The following is a 20,147-nucleotide window of genomic DNA, read 5'->3' as shown; positions in this document are numbered from 1 at the left end:
ATCATGAAGAAAATAATGATGGGATGTTTGGCAGCCGTAGCTGCACTCATCGCTCTTGTGAGTTGTTCACAGGATTATACCACTTATACTGGTCCAAGTCATATCATGTTCTCTGATACGCTCTATCAGTATGCTGTACAGGAAAGCAATGAGGTTTTTAATGTGCCTGTATCTGCAACCGAAAAAGCTGACTACGACCGCACCTTCGGCGTGGAGGTAGTAGACAAGCAGAGCAATGCCATCGAGGGTAAGCATTACCGCATCCTCAACAACACCGTTACAATCAAGGCGGGCGAGATGGTAGGAAATGTGAAGGTTCAGGGTATCTATGATAACATCGGCAAGACAGACTCGCTCGGCTTCACCCTGAAACTGGTGATTCCGGAGAAGTATAACTGGACAGATCTCTATAAGGACTATGCCCACGTGGTAATGCAGAAGTCTTGTCCTTTCGATATCCACAACTTCTCAGGCTGGTGCATGGTAACATCTACCTTCTACAGCAAGTATCTGAACAACGTAACCAACCGTCTGATCAAGACCGAGGTGGTGGAAGGCGAGGAGAATACCGTTCTGCTGAAGGATGTTTACTATAAGGGCTACAACCTGAAGTTGAAGTTCAATACCAAGAACATGCTTGAGCCAAAGGTAGAGATGGACGACCAGATAGCCGGTGAAACCGGTGAGGCGTTCGGTACCATCTATGGAGACGGCAAGTTGCGCATCAGCCAGCCTTCTCTCTATACCTCTTATTATAACACCTGCCAGAACTATGTATTGCAGTATGTCAACATGAGTGTTGACAACAAGGATGGTTCAACCTTCGGCAACGTAGGAACCTTCATCACCATGTATGAATGGATCAGCGATGCAGAGGCAGAGAAATTGAAAGAACAAGGATATTAATCGTAGAATAAAAAGAAAATGAAAACATTGATTTCAAAATATTGGCTCGTATTGATGGCGCTGGTATCAGTGACTCTGTTCACAGCTTGTTCCAGCGATGACGACGATGCCGTAACTCCTGTGTTCCCACAGGTACAGACTATCGGCGGTGCAGCTGGCGCTGAGTTGGACTTCACCTTCGATGCCAACGAGAGCTGGAGCCTTTCTTCAGACAAAATCTGGTGTAAACTGGTGCAGGGCGAGAAAACAGACGCCTTCGTACTCAATGGTACTGCAGGCAAGCAGACCATCAAGGTTAAGATTACTGCTGATGATGCCAGCGATGATATGAGCGTGGCTCAGCTCTTCCTGAATATGGGTGGTCAGAAGGTTGCCATCGCTGAGGTTAAGCGTTCGGCTGCCGACCATATACTGACGGTTTACGATGCGGATGGCAATGATATCACCGAGACAGGTATCACTGTAGGTTACAATGTATACAACAAGTTTACTGTAAAGTCAAACTTCCGTTTTGCTGTTACCAATACTCCTGCTTGGGTAGACTTGGAAGGCGGCTTCCTGGTAGGTACACCTAACAAGGAAGTTGTAGGCGGTGTTTCCTTCAAGGAGGATCAGGGCGTAAGTGCTAAGTATGCCATCGCTAAGGACGGCAACTACACCATCACCTTTACTTCTGAGGATGGCAAGGCTGCTGTAACCATACCTGTCATCTATAATGGTATGACCACCAGCACCATGGATGTTACTTATCCAACCTCTTCACAGTGGGCAGTATGGAATGTATCTCTCGATGGTAAGGTGTTCACTCAGAATGGTTCTAGCTTGAATGGTGGTGATACCAACAATTTTACCTTCTACAACTTCGTTCCTTTCACCCTCAAGACTTTGGGTGATGCTTACCAGCTGGTAGTCTTCGATAAAAAGGAAGATGGTCTGCGCGAGGAAACATCCGGTGCTGTGAAGTTGCAGGGTGAGAAGGGTGACGTTAAGCTCACTATTGATGCCTTGAGCAGCGGAAGCCGTGAGTTCCTGGTCTATGCATTGCCACAGAGCGTTTACGCAACTTTTGAGAACGGTCTCGATGAAATGCTTGAGAACGACTTCACAAACGTGAAGAGCGATTACGACCGCTACTTCCTGATGGATGTTGTACAGAAGGAGGCCAACTCTTCTGCTGATGATCAGTCTGCAGCGCCTACAATCTTGAAGATGAACTACTTGCCAGTAGAGTGCAAGAAGGATAAATCAATGTATGGTTCTATCATATCAGAAGCATTTGGCTACAATGGTGACGAAATATATGTCGCTCAGTCAGAAGTAGGAAGTTCTCTTACTATTAATCCTAATATCAAGGATTGGGATCCTACCACTATGATGGAGACAGGCTATCTTACAGTTATGGATAGCAACGGAAATGATGTTTATGCAGAGCCTAGTATGGATGAGAATAATAACTGGGTATTCTTCGTAAATGTTCCTGCTACTACTCCAATGTTTATGGTATTCAAGGACAACGGAACTCCTGTAAAGGTTCTTGTTGTTGAATCTCCTGGTGAGGGAATGAGTAAGAAATATACTTCTATCAGAAAAATTAGAAAGTAATGAACAGAATGAAAATATTTTCAAAGGCACTCTTGTTGCTCTTGGTCTCTCTCCTGACCTTTGCAGCAACAAGTTGCTCGGATGATGAGACCGAGGGTTGGGACGGCACATACGGATATGTGCAGTTCAAGCTCAGCAAGAAGGTTTCTTCAAGAGCTACCCGTGCAGCTGCCCTTGACAAACTTGAGAAACTGGATGATGCCAAGAAAATCAAGGTGGTCATGGAGCACAACGGTACAACTGTGTCTCAGACACTGGTGCTCAATTCTTATAATTCAGAGAATGCTGAGTATGGTCTGAGAAGTGAAAAACTGCAACTCGCTTCGGGTACTTACACCGTCATCGGTTTCTATCTCTATGATGCTGTAGACGAGGAGTTGCTGGCTTCTTCTGCCGGCGAAACATTCACTGTAGTAGGTGGCGGTCTGGAAGTACAGAACCTCATGGTGGAGACTGTGGAGCGTGGTAAGGTGAAGTTCAATCTCGTGAAGGAGTGGGAGAAGACCCGTGCCGGTGGTACAGAGTATCTCTTCTCTAACATCCGTCTCGTTGACGTCAGCGTAACCAACCTCTTTACCCGTGAAACCTATACCTTCCCTGAACTGAAGGTGAAATATAAGGAGTCTAGCGTAGAGCATCAGAATCCTGACAATGAGAACGATAAGTATATGGACACAGGTACAGCTTACTGCGATTCTACCGTATGGCTGCCTGCCGGTACTTATCAGGTTACCTCATATACCACCTACGGCAAGACAGGTGCGATGAAGACCAAGTATGAGACTCAGCCTGTAAAGGGCGAGGCTTTCGTTATAGAGGACAATCAGCTCAATGATAAAGCGCAGGTGCCTATCCTCCTTTCCAAGACAAAGGAGTATATCAAGGACTATGAGGCTTTGAAGGCTATCTGGGAATCTCTCCAGGGTAAGGAGTGGAGCTTCTATGGCGATGCTACCTTCAAGGGAGCTAACTGGAACTTCAACAAGGAACTCGATATGTGGGGCGACCAGCCGGGCGTAACCCTCAACAGCAACGGCCGTGTCATCGGTCTTATCATCGCCGGTTTCGGTGCAAAGGGAATCGTACCTGATGCCATCGGACAGCTGACAGAACTCCAGGTGCTCAACCTCGGTTCTCACGATGAGAAGATTGGTGCCAACATCTTCAATGATTATGATGCAAACAGTCTGACTGCAGCAAAGAAGAGCAGCATGCGTCACGACTATGAGAACAAGTTCCTGAAGTATGACCCACGTGCCAACATGTCGGAGATGATTGTAAAAAGCTACAACTCTGATCCTAAGGTGGCACCGAAGAACAGAATCAAGAAGGACAGCCGCATCAACCTGAAGGATGCGCAGATCGGTACATTGACCAACAAGATTAAAGGTGTATCTAAGGCCATCTACCGTCTGACTAAGTTGCAGCAGTTCTATATCGGTAACTCTTCTATCACATCCGATGAGGTTTGTGCGAAGTTCTACAATGCTGATGATCCTGTTTATGGTAAGTTTGCGAAGGAGTTTAAGAATGAGGATTGGGACAAGATGGAAAACCTGACCGATATCGAGCTTTACAACTGTCCGAAGATCAGTCGCATTCCAGACTTCTACTATAATCTCCCTAAATTGCAGGCGATGAACCTGGCACGATGCAAGGGAATCTCAGCCAACCAGTTGAGAAACGACTGGACCCGTCTGGCTAACGAGAAGACCGGTAAGACACTCCAGATTCTCTATATGAGCTACAACAACCTGGAGGAGTTCCCTGAGTATTCTGCATTGAAAAAGATGGTGAACCTCGGTCTGCTCGACCTGGCTTACAACAACATCAAGAAGTTGCATCCGTTCGGTTCTGAGGTAGCGCTTTCTTCACTCTATCTGAACAACAACCAGATTGAGGAGGTTCCTGCTAATCTCTGTGCCTTTACAGATGATGTAGAGAGTCTGACCTTCGCCCACAACAAACTGAAGAAGATTCCGAATATCTTCGATGCAAGTTCTGTTCGCGAGATGGGTTCTGTAGACTTCTCTTACAACGAGATTACAGGTGTAGATAATGATCATGGTACCTACAAGGGTATTAATGCAGCTTCAGTCAGTCTGTCAAACAATAAGATAGAGAAGTTCCCTTCTGAGTTGTTTACAGCCGGTTCGCCAATCACAACCATCGATTTGAGCGCCAACCAGATGCGTACTATCCCTAAGGGTTCCATCAAGGGTAAGAAGGCTTATCTGCTGCAGGTCATCGACCTCCGATTCAACAGGTTGACATCCCTCTCTGATGACTTCCGCTCAACCACATTGCCATACATTACCAATATGGACTTGAGCTACAACTGCTTCACCGAGGTGCCAACCCAGCCGTTGAACAGTGCCGTGCTCCGTGCCTTTGCCATCAACCACCAGCGTGATGAGAATACCGACCAGCGTTGCCTGCGTACATGGCCTACAGGAATCACAACCTGTCCGAGCCTGATCCAGTTCCAGATTGGTTCCAACGATATCCGTAAGGTAGAAGAGACACTGACCTCTCACCTTTATATCCTGAATATCGCAGACAACCCTAACATCTCTATCGATGTAACCAGCGTCTGCGCATACATCAAGGCAGGTATGTATAAGCTGTTCTACGACAAGAATCAGGACATCCGCGGTTGCGATGCTTTGGATCTCGAAAATTAAACGAATAGAAAGTAAGATAATATGAAATATATTAAGAAACTTACATGGCTCCTCGTTCTGGGTGCAGGTCTGATGACTGCATCCTGCAGCGATAGCGATGATGTAGATATCCCAGGCGGACTCGCCATCGACAAGGAGCAGATTGAAATAGCAGCTGAGGGCGGTAGCGAACAGCTTGCCATTGCTGCCTCACAGAATTGGGTGGCTAACGTGGATGAGCCTTGGCTGATGCTCACTCCTGCCAATGGCGTGGGTTCTACTACTGCAACTGTGGTAGTTGACTCTACTCTGATGAACGGACGCCGTACTACCGATATCGTCTTTATCGGCGATAACGGTCAGCGCCGCACCGTTTCCGTAAAACAGTTTGGTTATGGTAAGCAGATTGACATCAAGGAACCAACTGTAGAAATCGAAAATTCTGAATCATACGATAAACGTGCTTTCGAGAGTTTGATTTCTGCCAATGTAGAATGCAAGATTGGTAAGATTGAGTATTCTTTCGAGGGTGATTTGACCGATGCTGAGAAAGCAGAGAACGAGAGCGAGCGTGAGGGCTGGCTCCTGAACAGCAAGGATGAAGATAAGCTGAAAGGTACTAACCTGGGTATCGTGCTGGACAGAAAGTACCGTCCTCGCAGCGTGAAGTTCAAGTTCCGCTGGGCGATGAACGTGGTTCCTGCCGTTCGTGTGGCTAAGGTTCATCTCGTGCCAGTCAAGGCTGAAGACCAGCTGGTAGATGCAGATGGCAAACCTATAGATGATGTCATCCTGACCGTTCGTCAGAAGGCAGCACCTAAGATTGAGGACAACCGTGCCGGTGACTCTCTCTCTGTCATCATGATCAATCAGAAACTGGGTAGCATTGCTACCTTCGATTCCAGCGATAACATGCGCAACTGGAGCGGCGTAACGCTCTGGGAAGCTACTGATGATTTCGTGAAGACTCATCCTGAGGCTTTAGGACGTGTACGTTCTGTCAAGTTCAGCATGTTCAACCTCAAGAGTGGCGAAACTCTTCCTAAGGAAGTGGGTAATCTCAAGTTCCTGGAGTCATTCTCTGTTGCTGCCAACGAGAACAACCAGATTCGTGAGGTGAAGCTCGGTGATGAAATCTGCTCGCTGAAGTATCTGAAGAATCTTACCGTTCAGGCTTATGGTCTGACTCAGTTGCCTGCTAACTTTGTTAAACTGGGCAAGAGTCTTGAATCGCTCAACCTGGTAAGTAACAACTTCAACAAGTTGTCGGATATCACCAATATCGTCAACGAGAAGAACTTCCCTAAGTTGCGTAACCTCGTCCTCTATGCACAGCGCCGTACGGATGTTGTCATCAACATCGCTTCGCTGGGCGAAATGAATGCATCAGGCGTCTATGTTTATAATAACTATCCTATTGGACTGTATGGTAAGGTAAATGCCGGAACCGCAGACCGTCAGGCGCTTCTCAAACTCCTGACATGGGATAAGTTGAATACACTCGAGTTGTCTTACTGCTTCCTGGAGGGTGAACTTCCTACCGATGATGAGATGACTGAGGCATTGGAGGCTGCCGGCAAGGCTACCCGATACAGCAAGTCTGACTTCTCTACCAACAAGAAAGATTATCTCGACAAGCTGGTAGGCGATACCTGCAAGTGGTTGCTCTCAGGCAAGAGTAATCCTGTAACCTGCAAACACAAGGATGGTTCTGTAGTTAGTGAGGATGTTTATCCTCTCCAGGTGCCACGTGTATTGCCAAACTGCCGTCAGTTGTCACTCAACCTGAACTTCTTTACAGGAAAGGTGCCAAACTGGATTCTCTTCCATCCACACCTGGTAGAATGGAATGCACCAACGATGATCTTCAACCAGCAGCCTAAGGGTAAAAATAGCGATGGCGCTGCCGTTGGTTTCTCTAATATGACAGAAGACAGCTACAGCTACGACTACTATTACGGAACCAGCGACCCAGGCAGCAAGTGGGAGGTTCCAGGTGTAGCTTATCCGCTCTACTACCGCAAATACGTGGCAGCAGGTGATATTGATGAAGCTGCGCTGATGGCTAAGTACAGGAGAACTAAGAAAAAGTAAGATAAACATAAAAACAATATAGAAGCAAACAATGAAGAAAAAGTTTTTCTATATAGCAATGGTCGCATTGGCATTGACGGGCTGTTCTGACAGCCTGTCAACCATCGGCTCTTCTGACGGCAATTCAGAAATCACCATCCCTGCAGATGCTGAGGCGGGTGAGTTGCTGATTAAGTTCAGTCCGGAAATGAGCGATATCCTCGACCAGGCACAACTGAGCAAGACTCGCTCAGGAAAGGCTACCCGTTCGGGTATTCCTTCTACCGACGAGGTGCTCGACATCCTGGGAAGCTACAGCTTCGAGCGTGTCTTCCCGGTAGATGCAAATACTGAGGCAAGAACCCGTGAGGCGGGACTCCACCTCTGGTACACCGTGAAGTTCAGCAAGGGCACCGACCTGAAGGTGGCTGCCGAGCGACTGAAGCAGTTGGGTGAAATCTCAAAGGTTCAGACCAATGGCCGCATCAAGCGTGCTTACAATACCGACAGCAAGCGCATCTATCTCAGCGATAAGGCACTTCAGCAGAAGTCTACCCGCGCAGCAGCAGCCGAGGGCGAGCCAAACGACCCAGGCTTTGCCAGCCAGTGGCATTACCGTAACCTGGGCGAGGGCAACTATGATTTTGAGAACCTCAACAATAATCACGTGGGTGCTAAGGCAGGATGTGACGTGAATGCACTTGAGGCATGGAAAACCTGCACAGGCGATCCTTCTATCATCGTGGCTATTCTTGATGAGGGCGTGATGTATACGCACCCTGATCTGGCAGCCAACATGTGGTGCAACCCGGGCGAAAGTGTTCAGGGTGCCCAGACTGACGGCGACGGAAACGGTTATGAGGGCGACCTCCATGGCTACAACTTCGTTACAGAGAGCGGCGATATTACCTGGACTGATGCCAATGACTCCGGTCATGGTACTCACGTAGCTGGTACCATTGCAGCCGTAAATAATAATGGTAAAGGTGTTTGTGGTATAGCCGGTGGTGACGGAACTCCTAACTCTGGTGTCAAGATTATGTCTTGCCAGGTATTCTCCGGTCAGAACAGTGTAACCTTGGCAGGCGAGGCGAGAGCCATCAAATATGCTGCCGATAATGGTGCAGTCATCCTGCAGTGCAGTTGGGGTTACAACTCTTCAGAGTCTAGCATCATCAATGGTTATACTCCTGGCCCTGCTACCGAGAAGGAATGGGCTGAGACCTATCCGCTGGAGAAGGAGGCTTTGGATTACTTCATCAACAATGCCGGTTCGCCTAATGGTGTCATCGACGGCGGTATTCCAGTCTTCGCAGCCGGTAACGAGTATGCTGGCAATCCTGCTTTCCCAGGTGCTTACTCTAAGTGCGTCTGCGTATCTTCAGTAGCTGCCGACTTTACTCCAGCCTGCTATACCGATTTCGGTTCGCTCGTAACCCTGAGTGCTCCTGGTGGCGACTTGGAATATTACAGCAAGATTGGCGAGCAGGAAGATGAATACTGGGCAGAGACGACAACCGAGCAGAAAGGTGCTGTGCTCTCTACGATGATCAAGAACGGTCAGCCTGCTTACGGCTACATGGAGGGAACCTCTATGGCTTGTCCTCACGTTTCGGGTGTAGCTGCCTTGGGTCTCGCTTATGCTGCCAAGACGAACCGTCATTATCGTGCTGCCGACTTCGTAGCCCTGATGAAGAAATCTGTGAAGGAACTGGATAGCCATTACGGAAATGGTGCAACCAAGACCTACTACATGAACCATACTACCGTAGGTGCTTCGCCAGAGATTGTACAGCTCTCTAAGTACATCGGCAAGATGGGTGCTGGTCTGATTGATGCAGCTCAGCTCTTGAATAAAATCAAGAACAAGGAACTCAGTTCTGATATGAAGTTGCCTAACGTGTATGTGGGCATCGAGAAGACTGTTTCTCTCAACCTCGCTGCATATTTCGCAGGTCAGACAGAGGGCTTCTCTTGCTCAGTAGTGAATGGCAACGTAGCTTCTGCTTCGGTAGATGGCAAGACGCTCACCGTGAAGGGACTCGCTGCCGGAAGCACATCGCTCACCGTAACAGCTGCCGATGGTACCTGCCAGACCGTAGTTGTGACCGTTAGAAAGAGTGCCGGTAACAATGGTTGGATGTAATTGGATGTAATATGAAGATATTTGCTTTCCTATCGCTTTTCTTCCTGGCTTTGCCTGTTACGGTGAATGCGCAGAAGGAACTGCTGAAGTTTGAGCATCCGCTTATCGATGCGGGTACGATGACCGAGGACGATGCGCCTCGCACCTTCACCTTCGTGGGTAAGAATGTGAGCAAGAAGATACTGCACATCACACAGGTGAGAACCACCTGTGGATGTACCAGTTCTTATGTCAAGGGCGATGTGATGAAGCCTGGCGATACCTGTCAGGTGCAGCTCACCTTCACGCCTAACCGCTATCCGGGCACCATCAATACGGGTGCTTATCTCTATCTGAAAGAGGTAGAGGGACAGCCTGCCGTTAAGCTTGCCTTAACGGGAAAGGTGCTGCCGGGTGCTGACCAGTGGGCACGCTATCCGCACAAGATGGGCGCACTCAGACTGAAACAGGCGAAGGCAAGTATCACAGAGGTAAAGCCGGGCACAGAGCCTGAGGCACGCATCCTTTGCGGAAACAGCGGCGACAAGCCGCTCCGTATATCCAGCCTCCTTCTTCCTCCTTATGCCCGTCTTACGACAGAGCCTGAGGTGATAGAACCGGGTGATGAGGCTGACCTCGTCATCACCATCATAGCCGATAAGATTCCGGCTACGATGCCCGAATCTTTCACCTTCCCTGTTATTCTGGAGGGCTTGGATGCCCGTCCGTCTGACAGAACGATACAGGTCGTTGTAAAGTTAAAAAGGTAAAAGGGAAAAAAAGTAAAAAAGAAAAAAATACCAAGACAATGAAATATTTGAAAAAACTCTTCACCCTCCTGGTGATTGCTTTGTTTGCCTGCGGCTTTGCAGCCTGCAGCAGCGATGATGAGGAACCGGAGGAGCGTTCTCTGGAAGTTACACCTGCCAATCTTCATGGCACATGGGAGTTGGCTGAGTGGAACGGTGAACCTCTTGCTGAGGGCACATACTGCTACATCGTTTTCAACCGCAAGGACCAGACTTTCGAGATGTATCAGAAGTTTGACAGTATGTATGGTCGCCATATCACCGGTTCGTTCGCTATCGAGAACGATCCATACCAGGGTTACATCATCAGCGGAAGCTATGATAACGGTAAGGGCGACTGGAACCAGAGTTATCTCGTAACCCGCCTCCTGGCATCGGGTTCCATGATATGGACCGCCAAGAACGATGTTACCGACATCTGCCGCTACAAGCGTTGCAATGAGGTTCCTGCTAAGATACTCAAGGATTGTAAAGATCTCACTGAAGAATAAAAAAAAGAGCGAATTATCTGCAAATTCTGCGGATTATTCGCTCTTTTTTTTGTATCTTTGCCCTCAAACTTATCATCGGGTTCAAAGTTTAAGGATATGATATTAACGATTACAGGTTCAGACAGCACCGGAGGCTCTGGTGTGCAGGCGGACATCAGGACGATTGCCGAGTTGGGCGGTTATGCTGTTTCGGCAATAACCAGCATCACTGTGCAGAATACGCTCGGTATTCAGGAGTTCTTCGATATTCCTGCCGAGATTGTTTCGGGGCAGATAGAGGCTATCATGAACGATGTGCAGCCTGATATAGTGAAGATTGGTATGATACGCAGGGTGGAGACGCTGAATGTGGTCATCGATGCCCTGACCAGGTACCGTCCTGCCCATATCATCTATGCCCCTGCCATCTGGTCGAGCCAGGGCGATGCGCTGATGACGGAAGATGTGGTGAGCCAGATCAAATACCGTCTGCTGCCGCTCTGCTCGGTAGTTGTGGCGAGGAAGAAGGAGAGCGACATCATTCTTCAGAATTCCAAACTGCTGAGCCTTGCCGAGAAGCAGGGGCTCCGGATCTATCGCCTCGACAATGCCAATTCGCATGGTCTCATCAACCGTTTTTCTTCAGCTCTTGCCGTTTATCTGAATCAGGGCAAGAAGATGGGGGAGGCACTGGCGATGGCGCAGGATTTCATCAATGTAGAACTCGTGCGCCAGAGCAATCTGCAGGGCAGGAGTTCCGAACTCTACAACCAGTTTATCTCGCAGGTCAATAACTTCTGCCGCACTTACAGTGATGTTCATTTCTATGCCGACCAGTTGAATGTGAGTGGCCGTTATCTGGCGCAGGTTACCCGCCGCATCTCCGGCAAGACGCCGAAGGCAATCATCGATGAATACATCGTGAAGGAGATAGAGCGCGAGCTTTCTACCACCACGCATACGGTTCAGGAAATAGCCAACACCTTCGGCTTCTCATCGCAGGCTCATCTCACCAAGTTCTTCAAGAAGATGAGAGGGGTAACGCCTTCTGCTTTCAGGCAGAAAGGTTGGTAATGCGAAAATACGACTATTATTTAGACCCTCTTTTGTTATAAATATTATATATATACCTGATAATCAGTTGTGTTGTGCTTTTCTGCAGACTTTGTATTTTAGACCCTATTTAGTTCTATTATTGAAAAATATTTTGTATTTTTGCGCCCAGAATGTAATTATACTAAATATGGGAAGAAGTATTTCGTTTACGATATTGTTTTTTATGATGCTTTCGGTGTTGGTATCATGTCATCAAAGTCATAAGAGAGAGTTAGACTTAGCTTATACGTTGGCAGAGTCTAAGCCAGATAGTGCCTTGGCCTTTTTGAACCGTATCAATCAAGGTAAACTCTCAGATAAAGATATGGCGAAGTATGCCCTCATTTATTATATGGCACAAGATAAGTCGGGTTTGGATGTGGATAACGATTCTTTGATTCGCATAGCGTATGATTGGTATGAGGGTCACCAAGAAGATTCTCTTTATGCTTCATCCTTATATTATATGGGAACATGCTTTCTGCTGAATGATAGTATGGAGCAGGCAAAGAGTTGCCTGGAAAAGTCGTATTCCATATCTGACAGCCTCCATAATATGAATTTAAAATGCTTGGCATTGGATAAGCTGATTGAAGTAGAAGAACAGCTGGCACCTTACAAAGCTTTGAACTATGCTAAAGCTTTGGTGAAGATGTATGACTCTATGGCAAATGTTACTATATATAATAAGGTGGCAGCACGTTTGAGATTGGGTGAGAACTTCTTTTATGTTGATAGCTTGCAGCATGCTTTAGAAGAAGAGAGAAAAGCATATAGAATGGCAATGAAAGCTGGCGATAGCAACTTGTTGTCTTATGTAAGGCAAAATCTAGCTAGTACATTTGAGGAGATAGGTGAAAAAGATAGTTGTTTATATTATGCACGATTGGCTTATGACTTGAATGCAGCAAATAGATTTTCTTGTCTGTTGACATTTGCTTCTGCTTATATCTCTGTAGATTCATTAAACCAAGCCTTTAGTTTATTAAACCAAGCAATGCCAAAAACGGCAGAAGACCGCTATTCTGTGTTTTATTTTCAAAGTCAAGCTGCTATGAAAGCGCATGATTTCAAGTCTGCTAAAAGTTTTAGCGATTCGGCGTACCATTATTTGGAGGATATGTATCGAACTGCATTACAAGGTAAGGCTGCTTATTATACATCCTTTTTGAAAAAGGAAAGTGAAAGAGCTAAAATGCGAGGTAAAGCAGAAATGCAGCAGTGGGTATTTAGTTTGATAGTCTTATTGTGTTTTATAGTAGTCATATTTATTTTATATGTTTATAAATCATATAAGCACCAGATAAAACTACGTATGGAGCATGAAAGAGAGGTTCTTCTCCAAAAGCAACAAATGCAGGAAAAAATACACCAAGAGGAACTTTCGCATAAAGAGATTCAACTATCTGTGATGCGTAATTATTTACAAAAGAAAATAGATGTTGTAGAAAAATTAAATTCGATAGTTCCAAATGAGAATAAGCATATAGTGTTGTCGGAGAGTGATTGGGACGAATTGGAGGTGTTTTTAAATAGTGTGGAAAACCTATTTGTAAAACGACTCAAGCAAAAACATCCGAATTTATCTAAGACCGATTTACGTCTAATGATGCTGTTGCGTTTAAAGCTGTCGCAAAAAGCGTTGGCTTCTATCTATTGTGTGAGCGAGAAAGCTATCAAGCAAAAGTTGTTCTTGTATAAGGATAAGGTAGGCATTAAAAATGAGCATTTTTCGCTTCGTAATTATATAGAAAACTTCTAGAGATAGGGACTATATACAGCTTTTTAGACCTCGAAAATCAAGGCGGCAACTGTAAGTGTTTGGAGCTTAGAATTATATGCAATATGTTCGATGTTAAAGAAATAGACCTGGTTTATTAGGAATGTATTGGAAAAACGGATAATTTTGCAGCTGTGATTAATAACAATTAAAATGGCAAGGTTATGAAGAAAGTAAAAATGTTTGTTTTGTTGGCATTGAGTTTGTGCATTACTCTGTTTGCTACAAGTTGCAGTGAAGATGAAACTTCACAGGTATCTTTTACCTCACTGAATATGCTCGATGAGAATCATGGCAAGACCCTGTTAGGTGAAACGGGAGTTTATATAAACGGCTCGATAAATTTCCGGTCTGACAGTTGGCAAGTAGTTGATTTGGGAATCTCTTCAAGTTTCCCGAGTAAGACGATGCCAAATTTGGATAACTTGTCAAACGAAACAAGCGTATTGCCAAATCACCGGTATGCATGTTGTAATACCGAAAATGTTTTGACTTTTCCTTCTCATAAGAATGCATATGAGATAGGATGCAAATATTATCAGTTTGTGGTATCTTCTTTCTTAGAGAAAGAAACTGGCAAGATTGGCGCTGTCGTAGAATATATGTCGTCTTTGTCTAATGAAAATGAATTGCCTCAAAAAGATACTAACATAGGTAACTTGTTTGGACTAGACGACCAATTGTCGTTTGATGCTCTTGGTGCAGAAGAATATTGTTTTTTCGGAAAGAGTGAAGACTTTGCAATAAGGCTGTCTAATGGACATTTGAAAGTGGCTTTGCGTAAGTCTCCAAATGAACTCTATGGGCCTTATGGCAAATATTCGATATATCTACGCAAAGGCAATGTGTATACTAAAGTGACATTTGATGTCAATCTTTAGCTTATGTTTAACAACGGATTTCCCATGATGCTCATTTTGAAGATTGGCTAAAAGTGTTGCTGTATCCAGTGGTGGGTTAGTATATTCCATACGCATATAAACAAAAAGTTCTAATTTCTATAAAATTCCCATTGTGAATCATTGGATATTTGGTATTCCGGAAGAATAGCAAACCTACATCATTTTTACATAATAAACTGGGTTATAAATATTATGTGAGAAATGATGTAAAACGTTTGGCGGTTTGAGCAATTTTCGGTATTTTTGCACCGAGATCATTTTAATTTACTGAGCCTACTTTCAACAAGCCTTACTTTTTTAAGTGGACTCAGTAAATGACAAAGGTGATTCTTTAAACTTAAAGGTTATATTAATATGGTTGTTAAGAGATTTTTTATAAATATATCCATGTTGTTCTTTGGTGCGCTTCTGTTGCAAGCTAAGAATATAATAGCAAGGGATATGGGAGCTAACAAAGGTGATGTTCCTGCAAACATTGCTATCCTTGATTCTGATAGTAGCGTTGTTGCCAAAAACATGACCGGTATCTCGGATTCTACTGTAATCTCTCTATCTGATGTAGAGGTGATAGCTCATCGCAAAAATATAAAGTTGTCTGGTCATAATTTACTCGTAGACGTAGAGCATGATTCTATTCTTAATCATCAGAATGATATATATGAACTGATTGGTAAGGTTCCTGGTGTCTTACATGTAGGGAATTCGTTCAATGTGTTGGGTAAGGGAGCACCGGTCTATTATTTAAATGGGCGTAAGGTGAGAGATCAAAGTCTTATCGATAACTTACCGGTTGATCAAATCAAATCTTTAAAAATCGTTGCTATGCCAGAGGCGGATTATGACACATCGGGTTCACCTGTGATTGATATAAAAACTAAGATTTTAGGAGATGGTGTGGCTTTTAATGCCATCGGAAATATCACTCAGGCAAAGCATTTGGCTCATAAAACAGGTTTCTCTTCAACATACAATTCTGGAAAATTTGATTTGTATGGTAAGTATTACTATAGGAGAAATAATGCTTCCGAAAGTTCTGATTATGATAAACAGGTATTAGCTGATACCATTTGGAATAAAATGCAACATATTGAAAGCTTGACGCATTCCGGTAGTCATACTTATTCTGCTGGTATGACTTATCATCTGTCTGATAAATCAGAACTAGGAATGCTTTATAGTGGAATGTACACGGATGGAAAGGTTGAGACTCGGGATACATTTAGTGTAGTGCCAAATGCAGGAACAGCATTTTATCTCTTTGATAAAAATAAATCCAAAAACAGTCTCCTTACGCATCATGTCAATATGTATTATGATGCAAGTTTGATTCATGCCTGGCACGTGAGTGTAGTAATGGATTATATTTCTAAATCATCGGACACTAATTCTTCTTTAAAGGAAAATCATATAGATACGAGTTCAGAGGTTTCATATATGGGACATTCTAAATGGAATGTCCTGGCTTCTAATTTCCATGCTACCCATGATTTGGGAAAGTGGGGCACTTTGGGTATGGGATATGATTTCAGCTATAGTGAGGGAATAGACAAGATAGATTATGAACGGTTGAAGTTCGATGGTCGCTTTGAGAATAAGGAAGTTAAAAATGCTGTATTTATCAACTACGAATTACCCTTGGGGGACTTTTCCTTGAATACAGGAATACGTTATCAAAATCTATATTCCCGTCGGAAGAATGAAAAGGCGTCTGTGATAGAGGCGCATAGTGATAATACATTCTTGCCATCGGTAACCCTAAGCTATAGTCATGGATTGTTGGTGCAGAATCTTAGCTATTCGGTAGGAACAGAGCGGGCTAATTATGCAGATATGAATGATAATGTGACGTATGTGAACCGTTATGAGCAATCTAAGGGTAATAGCCAGTTGAAGACAGCCATCACTCATAGCTTGTCTTATCTGTTGATGTATAAGTCTTTGTTTCTTACATTAAATTATGATTATATATATCGTCCATTATTGCCGGTGATTTATTCTTTGGAAGGTAATTCGGCAGTAACGGTTTCGTCACAAAATAATTTGTCGCATCGTCAAGCATTGTCGGCGATGTTGAATTGGCGTAAGACCTATAAATGCTATACTGCATCGTTGACGGGATTCTTTCAGAAGTCAATTATGCATTATCCGGGTATTGATGGAACAACATTTCATGATGGACATCCGTCGACAATTCTTAATTTTGATAATGATTTCAAGCTTCCTAAGCATTTTCTGCTCTCTCTGTCTTGGCAACAAGTCTGGGGTGGATACATGGAGTCGATAAATGTAAAATCATCTTCTTCTGTCAATTTGAGTATCAAAAAATCTTTCTTGAACGATAGATTGCGGTTATCATTAGATGGGTATGATATTTTTAATGGAGATAGAAATCGTGCTTGTAGGCAGATTTATAATGTTAAATCTAGTTTTAATACAAAGTATGAAACTCGAAAAGTAGGATTGACGTTAACATATCGTTTCCATAAGATAAAAGAAAGAGAAAATCAAACATCAGCTGAGGTAGAAATGGAGCGACTTGGTATTCCGAAAGAATAGACTTTTCTTTGGTTTTCTAATAAAACTAAAAGGCGTTTGATATGGAATAAAAAGGAAAAAATCAGATAATATAGAGTTGAAACTTCTTGATATCCAATCAAAGTCCAATTTGGAGCGAGTTTGTTTTGTTAACACATAGATAAATCTCTTTTGCAGAATCGCCAGCAAAGCTGTAAAAAAGCTTTGCTGGCGATTTCTCTGTATATAATCTTACTCAATCATGTTCTTGAGTATCCATTTCCTGAAGAATGGGTCTTCTATTTCATATCTGTCACTTCGGATGATGTAACCTTTCTTGCTTAAACGCAATAAAGCACTTGTCATTGTGCTGGTAGGTTGGTTCCTGTCTTGTGCAGGATTGTTGCCCTCGCAGATACTGACCATAACATACTTGTCTGTCTTATTGAAATTCAGCCATAAACGTTCGTAGTCTAAATCATGAGTCGTTATGATGTCTTCTATGGCGAGTTGGAGTACATCCTCGTATTTACCAGCTACCAGGTTATTCCAAACTGCGAATGAAAGCTGTTGCGTGTAGTATGGATGGCAACTTGTAAAGGCTAGTATCTCGTCTGCAATATGAGCAGCCTGCTCTGCTACATCTCCTAATCTGTCTGTAATATATGACTTGAAATCTTCGTATGGGATCTTGTTGAGTCTCATCAGCATTCCAAAATGATAGAATGGCGATTTCACCCGTTCAAAGATATCAGTCATCATCGATTCCTGACTGCCCAGAAAGATGTAATTGATGCCTGTCTGTTCCTGCATGATAGAACGGAGCTGTTTGTCCATGTTTTTATCGATTTCCAGGATGCTTTGAAACTCGTCCAGGACAACAATCAGTTTGTTTTGAGGTGTAGATACCTTCTGAATTGTATTTAAAACATCTTCTATTGCGGTTGTTCCATTGTCGGTTGATGGTTGGAATGAAACCGATATCTCGTCTGTCATCGGGTTCATGTTGATAGAAGGAATGATGCGGAAGTTACGAAGATAGTGCTTCATCTTTTCCAGTTTGAATTGATTGAGCAGTTCCTTCAGAAGCTTTGCCGCAAAGTCTTCTTTGCTGAGCACGGCTTGCATATTGAGCCATAGGTATGGTCGCTGGGTTTGGACAACAGCCTTTTTAACGAGGCTTGATTTGCCAAAACGTCGTGGTGACATAAGAACGAGATGGTTCTCGCTCTTGAGAAACTGTACGATGTAGTCCAGTTCTTTAACTCTGTCTGTAAAGTATGGGGCATCAACTAATGAGCCAAATTTAAACGGATTTTCCATAATCGAAATTTTTCGTAACGAAACTTTTCGCAAAGATACGAAAAATAAAGATGCTTAGAAGATAAACAGCCTTAAATTATTATTGTTTAACAATTTTCTACTCAGGAAAGATCGTCCGTGGATAAATAATCTCTCCTGAGCTGAAAAGAGATTGTCCGTTATCTGCGTGGAAGAGAAATCTTTTCTATCTGTGTACTGCTTTATATATTCAGGAATATCTCTTATATATTTGCGAATCTCTCTTTATACAAAATGACTCAATGTTTGCAGAAAATGGAACATTTTTCTGCTATTTCGCTGAAAAATGTTTCCTTTGCAGCCGTAATTGAATAAAAATATAAGAATTATGGCAGAAAATAGACAAGAATTGAACCGCAACTTGGCTCAGATGCTCAAGGGTGGTGTGATTATGGACGTAACAACTCCAGAACAGGCAAAAATCGCAGAGGCAGCAGGTGCATGCGCAGTAATGGCGCTGGAACGTATTCCAGCTGATATCCGTGCAGCAGGTGGTGTTTCACGTATGAGCGACCCTAAGATGATCAAGGGTATTCAGGAGGCTGTTTCTATCCCTGTTATGGCTAAGTGCCGTATCGGTCACTTCGCTGAGGCTCAGATTCTTCAGGCTATCGAAATCGACTATATTGACGAGAGCGAGGTGCTCTCTCCAGCTGATAATGTTTATCACATCGACAAGACTCAGTTCGACGTGCCATTCGTTTGTGGTGCCAAGAACCTGGGCGAGGCGCTCCGCCGTATTGCTGAGGGTGCTACCATGATCCGTACCAAGGGTGAGCCAGGAACAGGTGATGTGGTTCAGGCTGTTACCCACATGCGTATGATGCAGAGCGAAATCCGCCGCTTGGTTTCTATGAGCGAGGATGAACTTTACGAGGCAGCCAAGCAGTTGCAGGCTCCTTACGACCTGGTGAAGTATGTTCATGAGAACGGCAAGTTGCCAGTGGTTAATTTCGCTGCCGGTGGTGTGGCTACTCCAGCTGATGCTGCCCTGATGATGCAGCTCGGTGCCGAGGGTGTATTCGTAGGTTCTGGTATCTTCAAGAGCGGTAACCCAGCTAAGCGTGCACAGGCTATCGTGAAGGCTGTTACCAACTACAACGACCCTAAGATGCTGGCTGAGTTGAGCGAGGATCTCGGCGAGGCAATGGTAGGTATCAATGAGCAGGAGATTGCTTTGCTCATGGCTGAAAGAGGTAAGTAATAAATGAGATAACGGATAAGAGCCCCTCCTGCAAAAGAAGGGGCTTTTATATTAGATAAGTATGTTATGAGAATAGCAGTATTAGCTTTACAAGGCGCTTTTGCTGAGCACAGACAGAAGTTGGCTCAGTTGGGCGTGGATAGTTTCGAGGTTCGTCAGTTGAAGGATTGGAACCAGCCTAAGGATGGCTTGATTATTCCGGGCGGTGAGAGTACCACTCAGGCGAAACTCTTGAATGAACTGGGATTGATGGAGCCTGTGAAGGAGGCGATTGCTGCCGGCTTGCCAGTTTATGGTACCTGTGCCGGTTTGATTCTTCTAGCCAAGAAGATTGAGGGCGAGCCTAGTCAGCGCATAGCTTCGATGGACATCACGGCTTTGAGAAATGCCTACGGTCGCCAGTTGGGCAGTTTCTACATCGAGGCTCCGATGAAGGGCATCGAGGGCAATATCCCAATGACATTCATCCGTGCTCCTTATATTAAAGAGGTGTGGGGTGATGCTGAGGTTCTTGCTGAAGTAGATGGCAAGATTGTGGCTGCCCGCCAGGGTAACCAGCTCGTTACCGCCTTTCATCCTGAACTGAACGAAAGCCTGGAAATTCATAAGTATTTCCTGGATATGTGCAAGAAGTAAAATTCAGGATTCTATTTGCAGAATCCA

General features: G+C 44.4%; 14 protein-coding genes. 13 read left to right on the top strand and 1 reads right to left on the bottom strand.

The window, feature by feature from the left end; translation table 11 throughout:
• Positions 1 to 3: 3 nt before the first annotated feature.
• From NNC77_RS06205 to NNC77_RS06155, 11 genes are all read left to right on the top strand, one after another.
• Positions 4 to 906, top strand: a complete 903-nt coding sequence (locus NNC77_RS06205; RefSeq protein ID WP_254970232.1) for a DUF4984 domain-containing protein — start codon at positions 4 to 6, stop codon at positions 904 to 906.
• Positions 907 to 924: 18 nt separating this feature from the next.
• Positions 925 to 2,508: a DUF5003 domain-containing protein gene (locus NNC77_RS06200; protein ID WP_254970233.1), complete on the top strand. Its 1,584-nt coding sequence runs from the start codon at positions 925 to 927 to the stop codon at positions 2,506 to 2,508.
• The gene (locus NNC77_RS06195) at positions 2,508 to 5,192 is read left to right on the top strand and encodes a DUF4458 domain-containing protein (protein ID WP_254970234.1); all 2,685 of its coding nucleotides are present in this window, start codon (positions 2,508 to 2,510) and stop codon (positions 5,190 to 5,192) included. The genes NNC77_RS06200 and NNC77_RS06195 overlap by 1 nt, the downstream gene beginning before the upstream one ends.
• A 21-nt stretch (positions 5,193 to 5,213) precedes the next feature.
• Complete coding sequence (locus tag NNC77_RS06190) at positions 5,214 to 7,265, top strand: BACON domain-containing protein (RefSeq protein ID WP_254970235.1); 2,052 nt, start codon at positions 5,214 to 5,216, stop codon at positions 7,263 to 7,265.
• 31 nt (positions 7,266 to 7,296) lie between these two features.
• The gene (locus NNC77_RS06185; RefSeq protein WP_254970236.1) at positions 7,297 to 9,390 is read left to right on the top strand and encodes a subtilase family N-terminal domain-containing protein; all 2,094 of its coding nucleotides are present in this window, start codon (positions 7,297 to 7,299) and stop codon (positions 9,388 to 9,390) included.
• 11 nt (positions 9,391 to 9,401) lie between these two features.
• Entirely contained in the window at positions 9,402 to 10,139 is a 738-nt protein-coding gene (locus tag NNC77_RS06180; protein ID WP_118079895.1) for a DUF1573 domain-containing protein, read from the top strand.
• A 47-nt stretch (positions 10,140 to 10,186) separates the two neighbouring features.
• Positions 10,187 to 10,669 (top strand): lipocalin family protein, encoded by a 483-nt coding sequence (locus NNC77_RS06175; RefSeq protein ID WP_182429215.1) that lies wholly within the window; start codon positions 10,187 to 10,189, stop codon positions 10,667 to 10,669.
• 96 nt (positions 10,670 to 10,765) lie between these two features.
• On the top strand, positions 10,766 to 11,722 hold the full coding sequence (locus NNC77_RS06170) for a bifunctional hydroxymethylpyrimidine kinase/phosphomethylpyrimidine kinase (RefSeq protein WP_254970237.1): 957 nt from the start codon (positions 10,766 to 10,768) through the stop codon (positions 11,720 to 11,722).
• A gap of 169 nt (positions 11,723 to 11,891) precedes the next feature.
• Entirely contained in the window at positions 11,892 to 13,505 is a 1,614-nt protein-coding gene (locus tag NNC77_RS06165) for a hypothetical protein (RefSeq protein WP_254970238.1), read from the top strand.
• 182 nt (positions 13,506 to 13,687) lie between these two features.
• A complete protein-coding gene (locus NNC77_RS06160; protein WP_254970239.1) occupies positions 13,688 to 14,404 on the top strand; it encodes a DUF5036 family protein in 717 nt (238 codons plus the stop codon).
• Positions 14,405 to 14,779: 375 nt separating this feature from the next.
• Positions 14,780 to 16,981: an outer membrane beta-barrel protein gene (locus NNC77_RS06155; protein ID WP_254970240.1), complete on the top strand. Its 2,202-nt coding sequence runs from the start codon at positions 14,780 to 14,782 to the stop codon at positions 16,979 to 16,981.
• 210 nt (positions 16,982 to 17,191) lie between these two features.
• Here the strand turns inward: NNC77_RS06155 and NNC77_RS06150 are convergent, their stop codons facing one another.
• Positions 17,192 to 18,262 carry an AAA family ATPase gene (locus NNC77_RS06150; RefSeq protein ID WP_254970241.1) on the bottom strand — a complete coding sequence of 357 codons (1,071 nt, stop codon included), beginning with the start codon at positions 18,260 to 18,262 and terminating at the stop codon, positions 17,192 to 17,194.
• A gap of 346 nt (positions 18,263 to 18,608) precedes the next feature.
• On the opposite strand from NNC77_RS06150, the gene pdxS reads away from it, so the two are divergent.
• Both pdxS and pdxT read left to right on the top strand, forming a co-directional pair.
• Entirely contained in the window at positions 18,609 to 19,484 is an 876-nt protein-coding gene (gene pdxS, locus NNC77_RS06145; protein ID WP_006847583.1) for a pyridoxal 5'-phosphate synthase lyase subunit PdxS, read from the top strand.
• Positions 19,485 to 19,550: 66 nt separating this feature from the next.
• Positions 19,551 to 20,120, top strand: coding sequence for a pyridoxal 5'-phosphate synthase glutaminase subunit PdxT (gene pdxT, locus NNC77_RS06140; RefSeq protein ID WP_254970242.1), 570 nt, complete (start codon positions 19,551 to 19,553; stop codon positions 20,118 to 20,120).
• Positions 20,121 to 20,147: the final 27 nt, after the last annotated feature.

The sequence above is a fragment of the Segatella copri genome (assembly GCF_024330485.1).
GTDB lineage: Bacteria > Bacteroidota > Bacteroidia > Bacteroidales > Bacteroidaceae > Prevotella > Prevotella copri_L.
The sequence above is the reverse complement of the archived record's forward strand: the minus strand, read 5'-3'. Positions and strand labels throughout refer to the sequence as shown.

Coding starts and splice junctions, on each gene's coding strand:
- NNC77_RS06150 (WP_254970241.1), bottom strand. CDS start 18,262: ATGGAAAATCCGTTTAAATTTGGCTCATTAGTTGATGCCCCATACTTT.
- NNC77_RS06180 (WP_118079895.1), top strand. CDS start 9,402: ATGAAGATATTTGCTTTCCTATCGCTTTTCTTCCTGGCTTTGCCTGTT.
- NNC77_RS06200 (WP_254970233.1), top strand. CDS start 925: ATGAAAACATTGATTTCAAAATATTGGCTCGTATTGATGGCGCTGGTA.
- NNC77_RS06190 (WP_254970235.1), top strand. CDS start 5,214: ATGAAATATATTAAGAAACTTACATGGCTCCTCGTTCTGGGTGCAGGT.
- NNC77_RS06170 (WP_254970237.1), top strand. CDS start 10,766: ATGATATTAACGATTACAGGTTCAGACAGCACCGGAGGCTCTGGTGTG.
- NNC77_RS06195 (WP_254970234.1), top strand. CDS start 2,508: ATGAACAGAATGAAAATATTTTCAAAGGCACTCTTGTTGCTCTTGGTC.
- NNC77_RS06165 (WP_254970238.1), top strand. CDS start 11,892: ATGGGAAGAAGTATTTCGTTTACGATATTGTTTTTTATGATGCTTTCG.
- pdxT (WP_254970242.1), top strand. CDS start 19,551: ATGAGAATAGCAGTATTAGCTTTACAAGGCGCTTTTGCTGAGCACAGA.
- NNC77_RS06160 (WP_254970239.1), top strand. CDS start 13,688: ATGAAGAAAGTAAAAATGTTTGTTTTGTTGGCATTGAGTTTGTGCATT.
- pdxS (WP_006847583.1), top strand. CDS start 18,609: ATGGCAGAAAATAGACAAGAATTGAACCGCAACTTGGCTCAGATGCTC.
- NNC77_RS06185 (WP_254970236.1), top strand. CDS start 7,297: ATGAAGAAAAAGTTTTTCTATATAGCAATGGTCGCATTGGCATTGACG.
- NNC77_RS06155 (WP_254970240.1), top strand. CDS start 14,780: ATGGTTGTTAAGAGATTTTTTATAAATATATCCATGTTGTTCTTTGGT.
- NNC77_RS06205 (WP_254970232.1), top strand. CDS start 4: ATGAAGAAAATAATGATGGGATGTTTGGCAGCCGTAGCTGCACTCATC.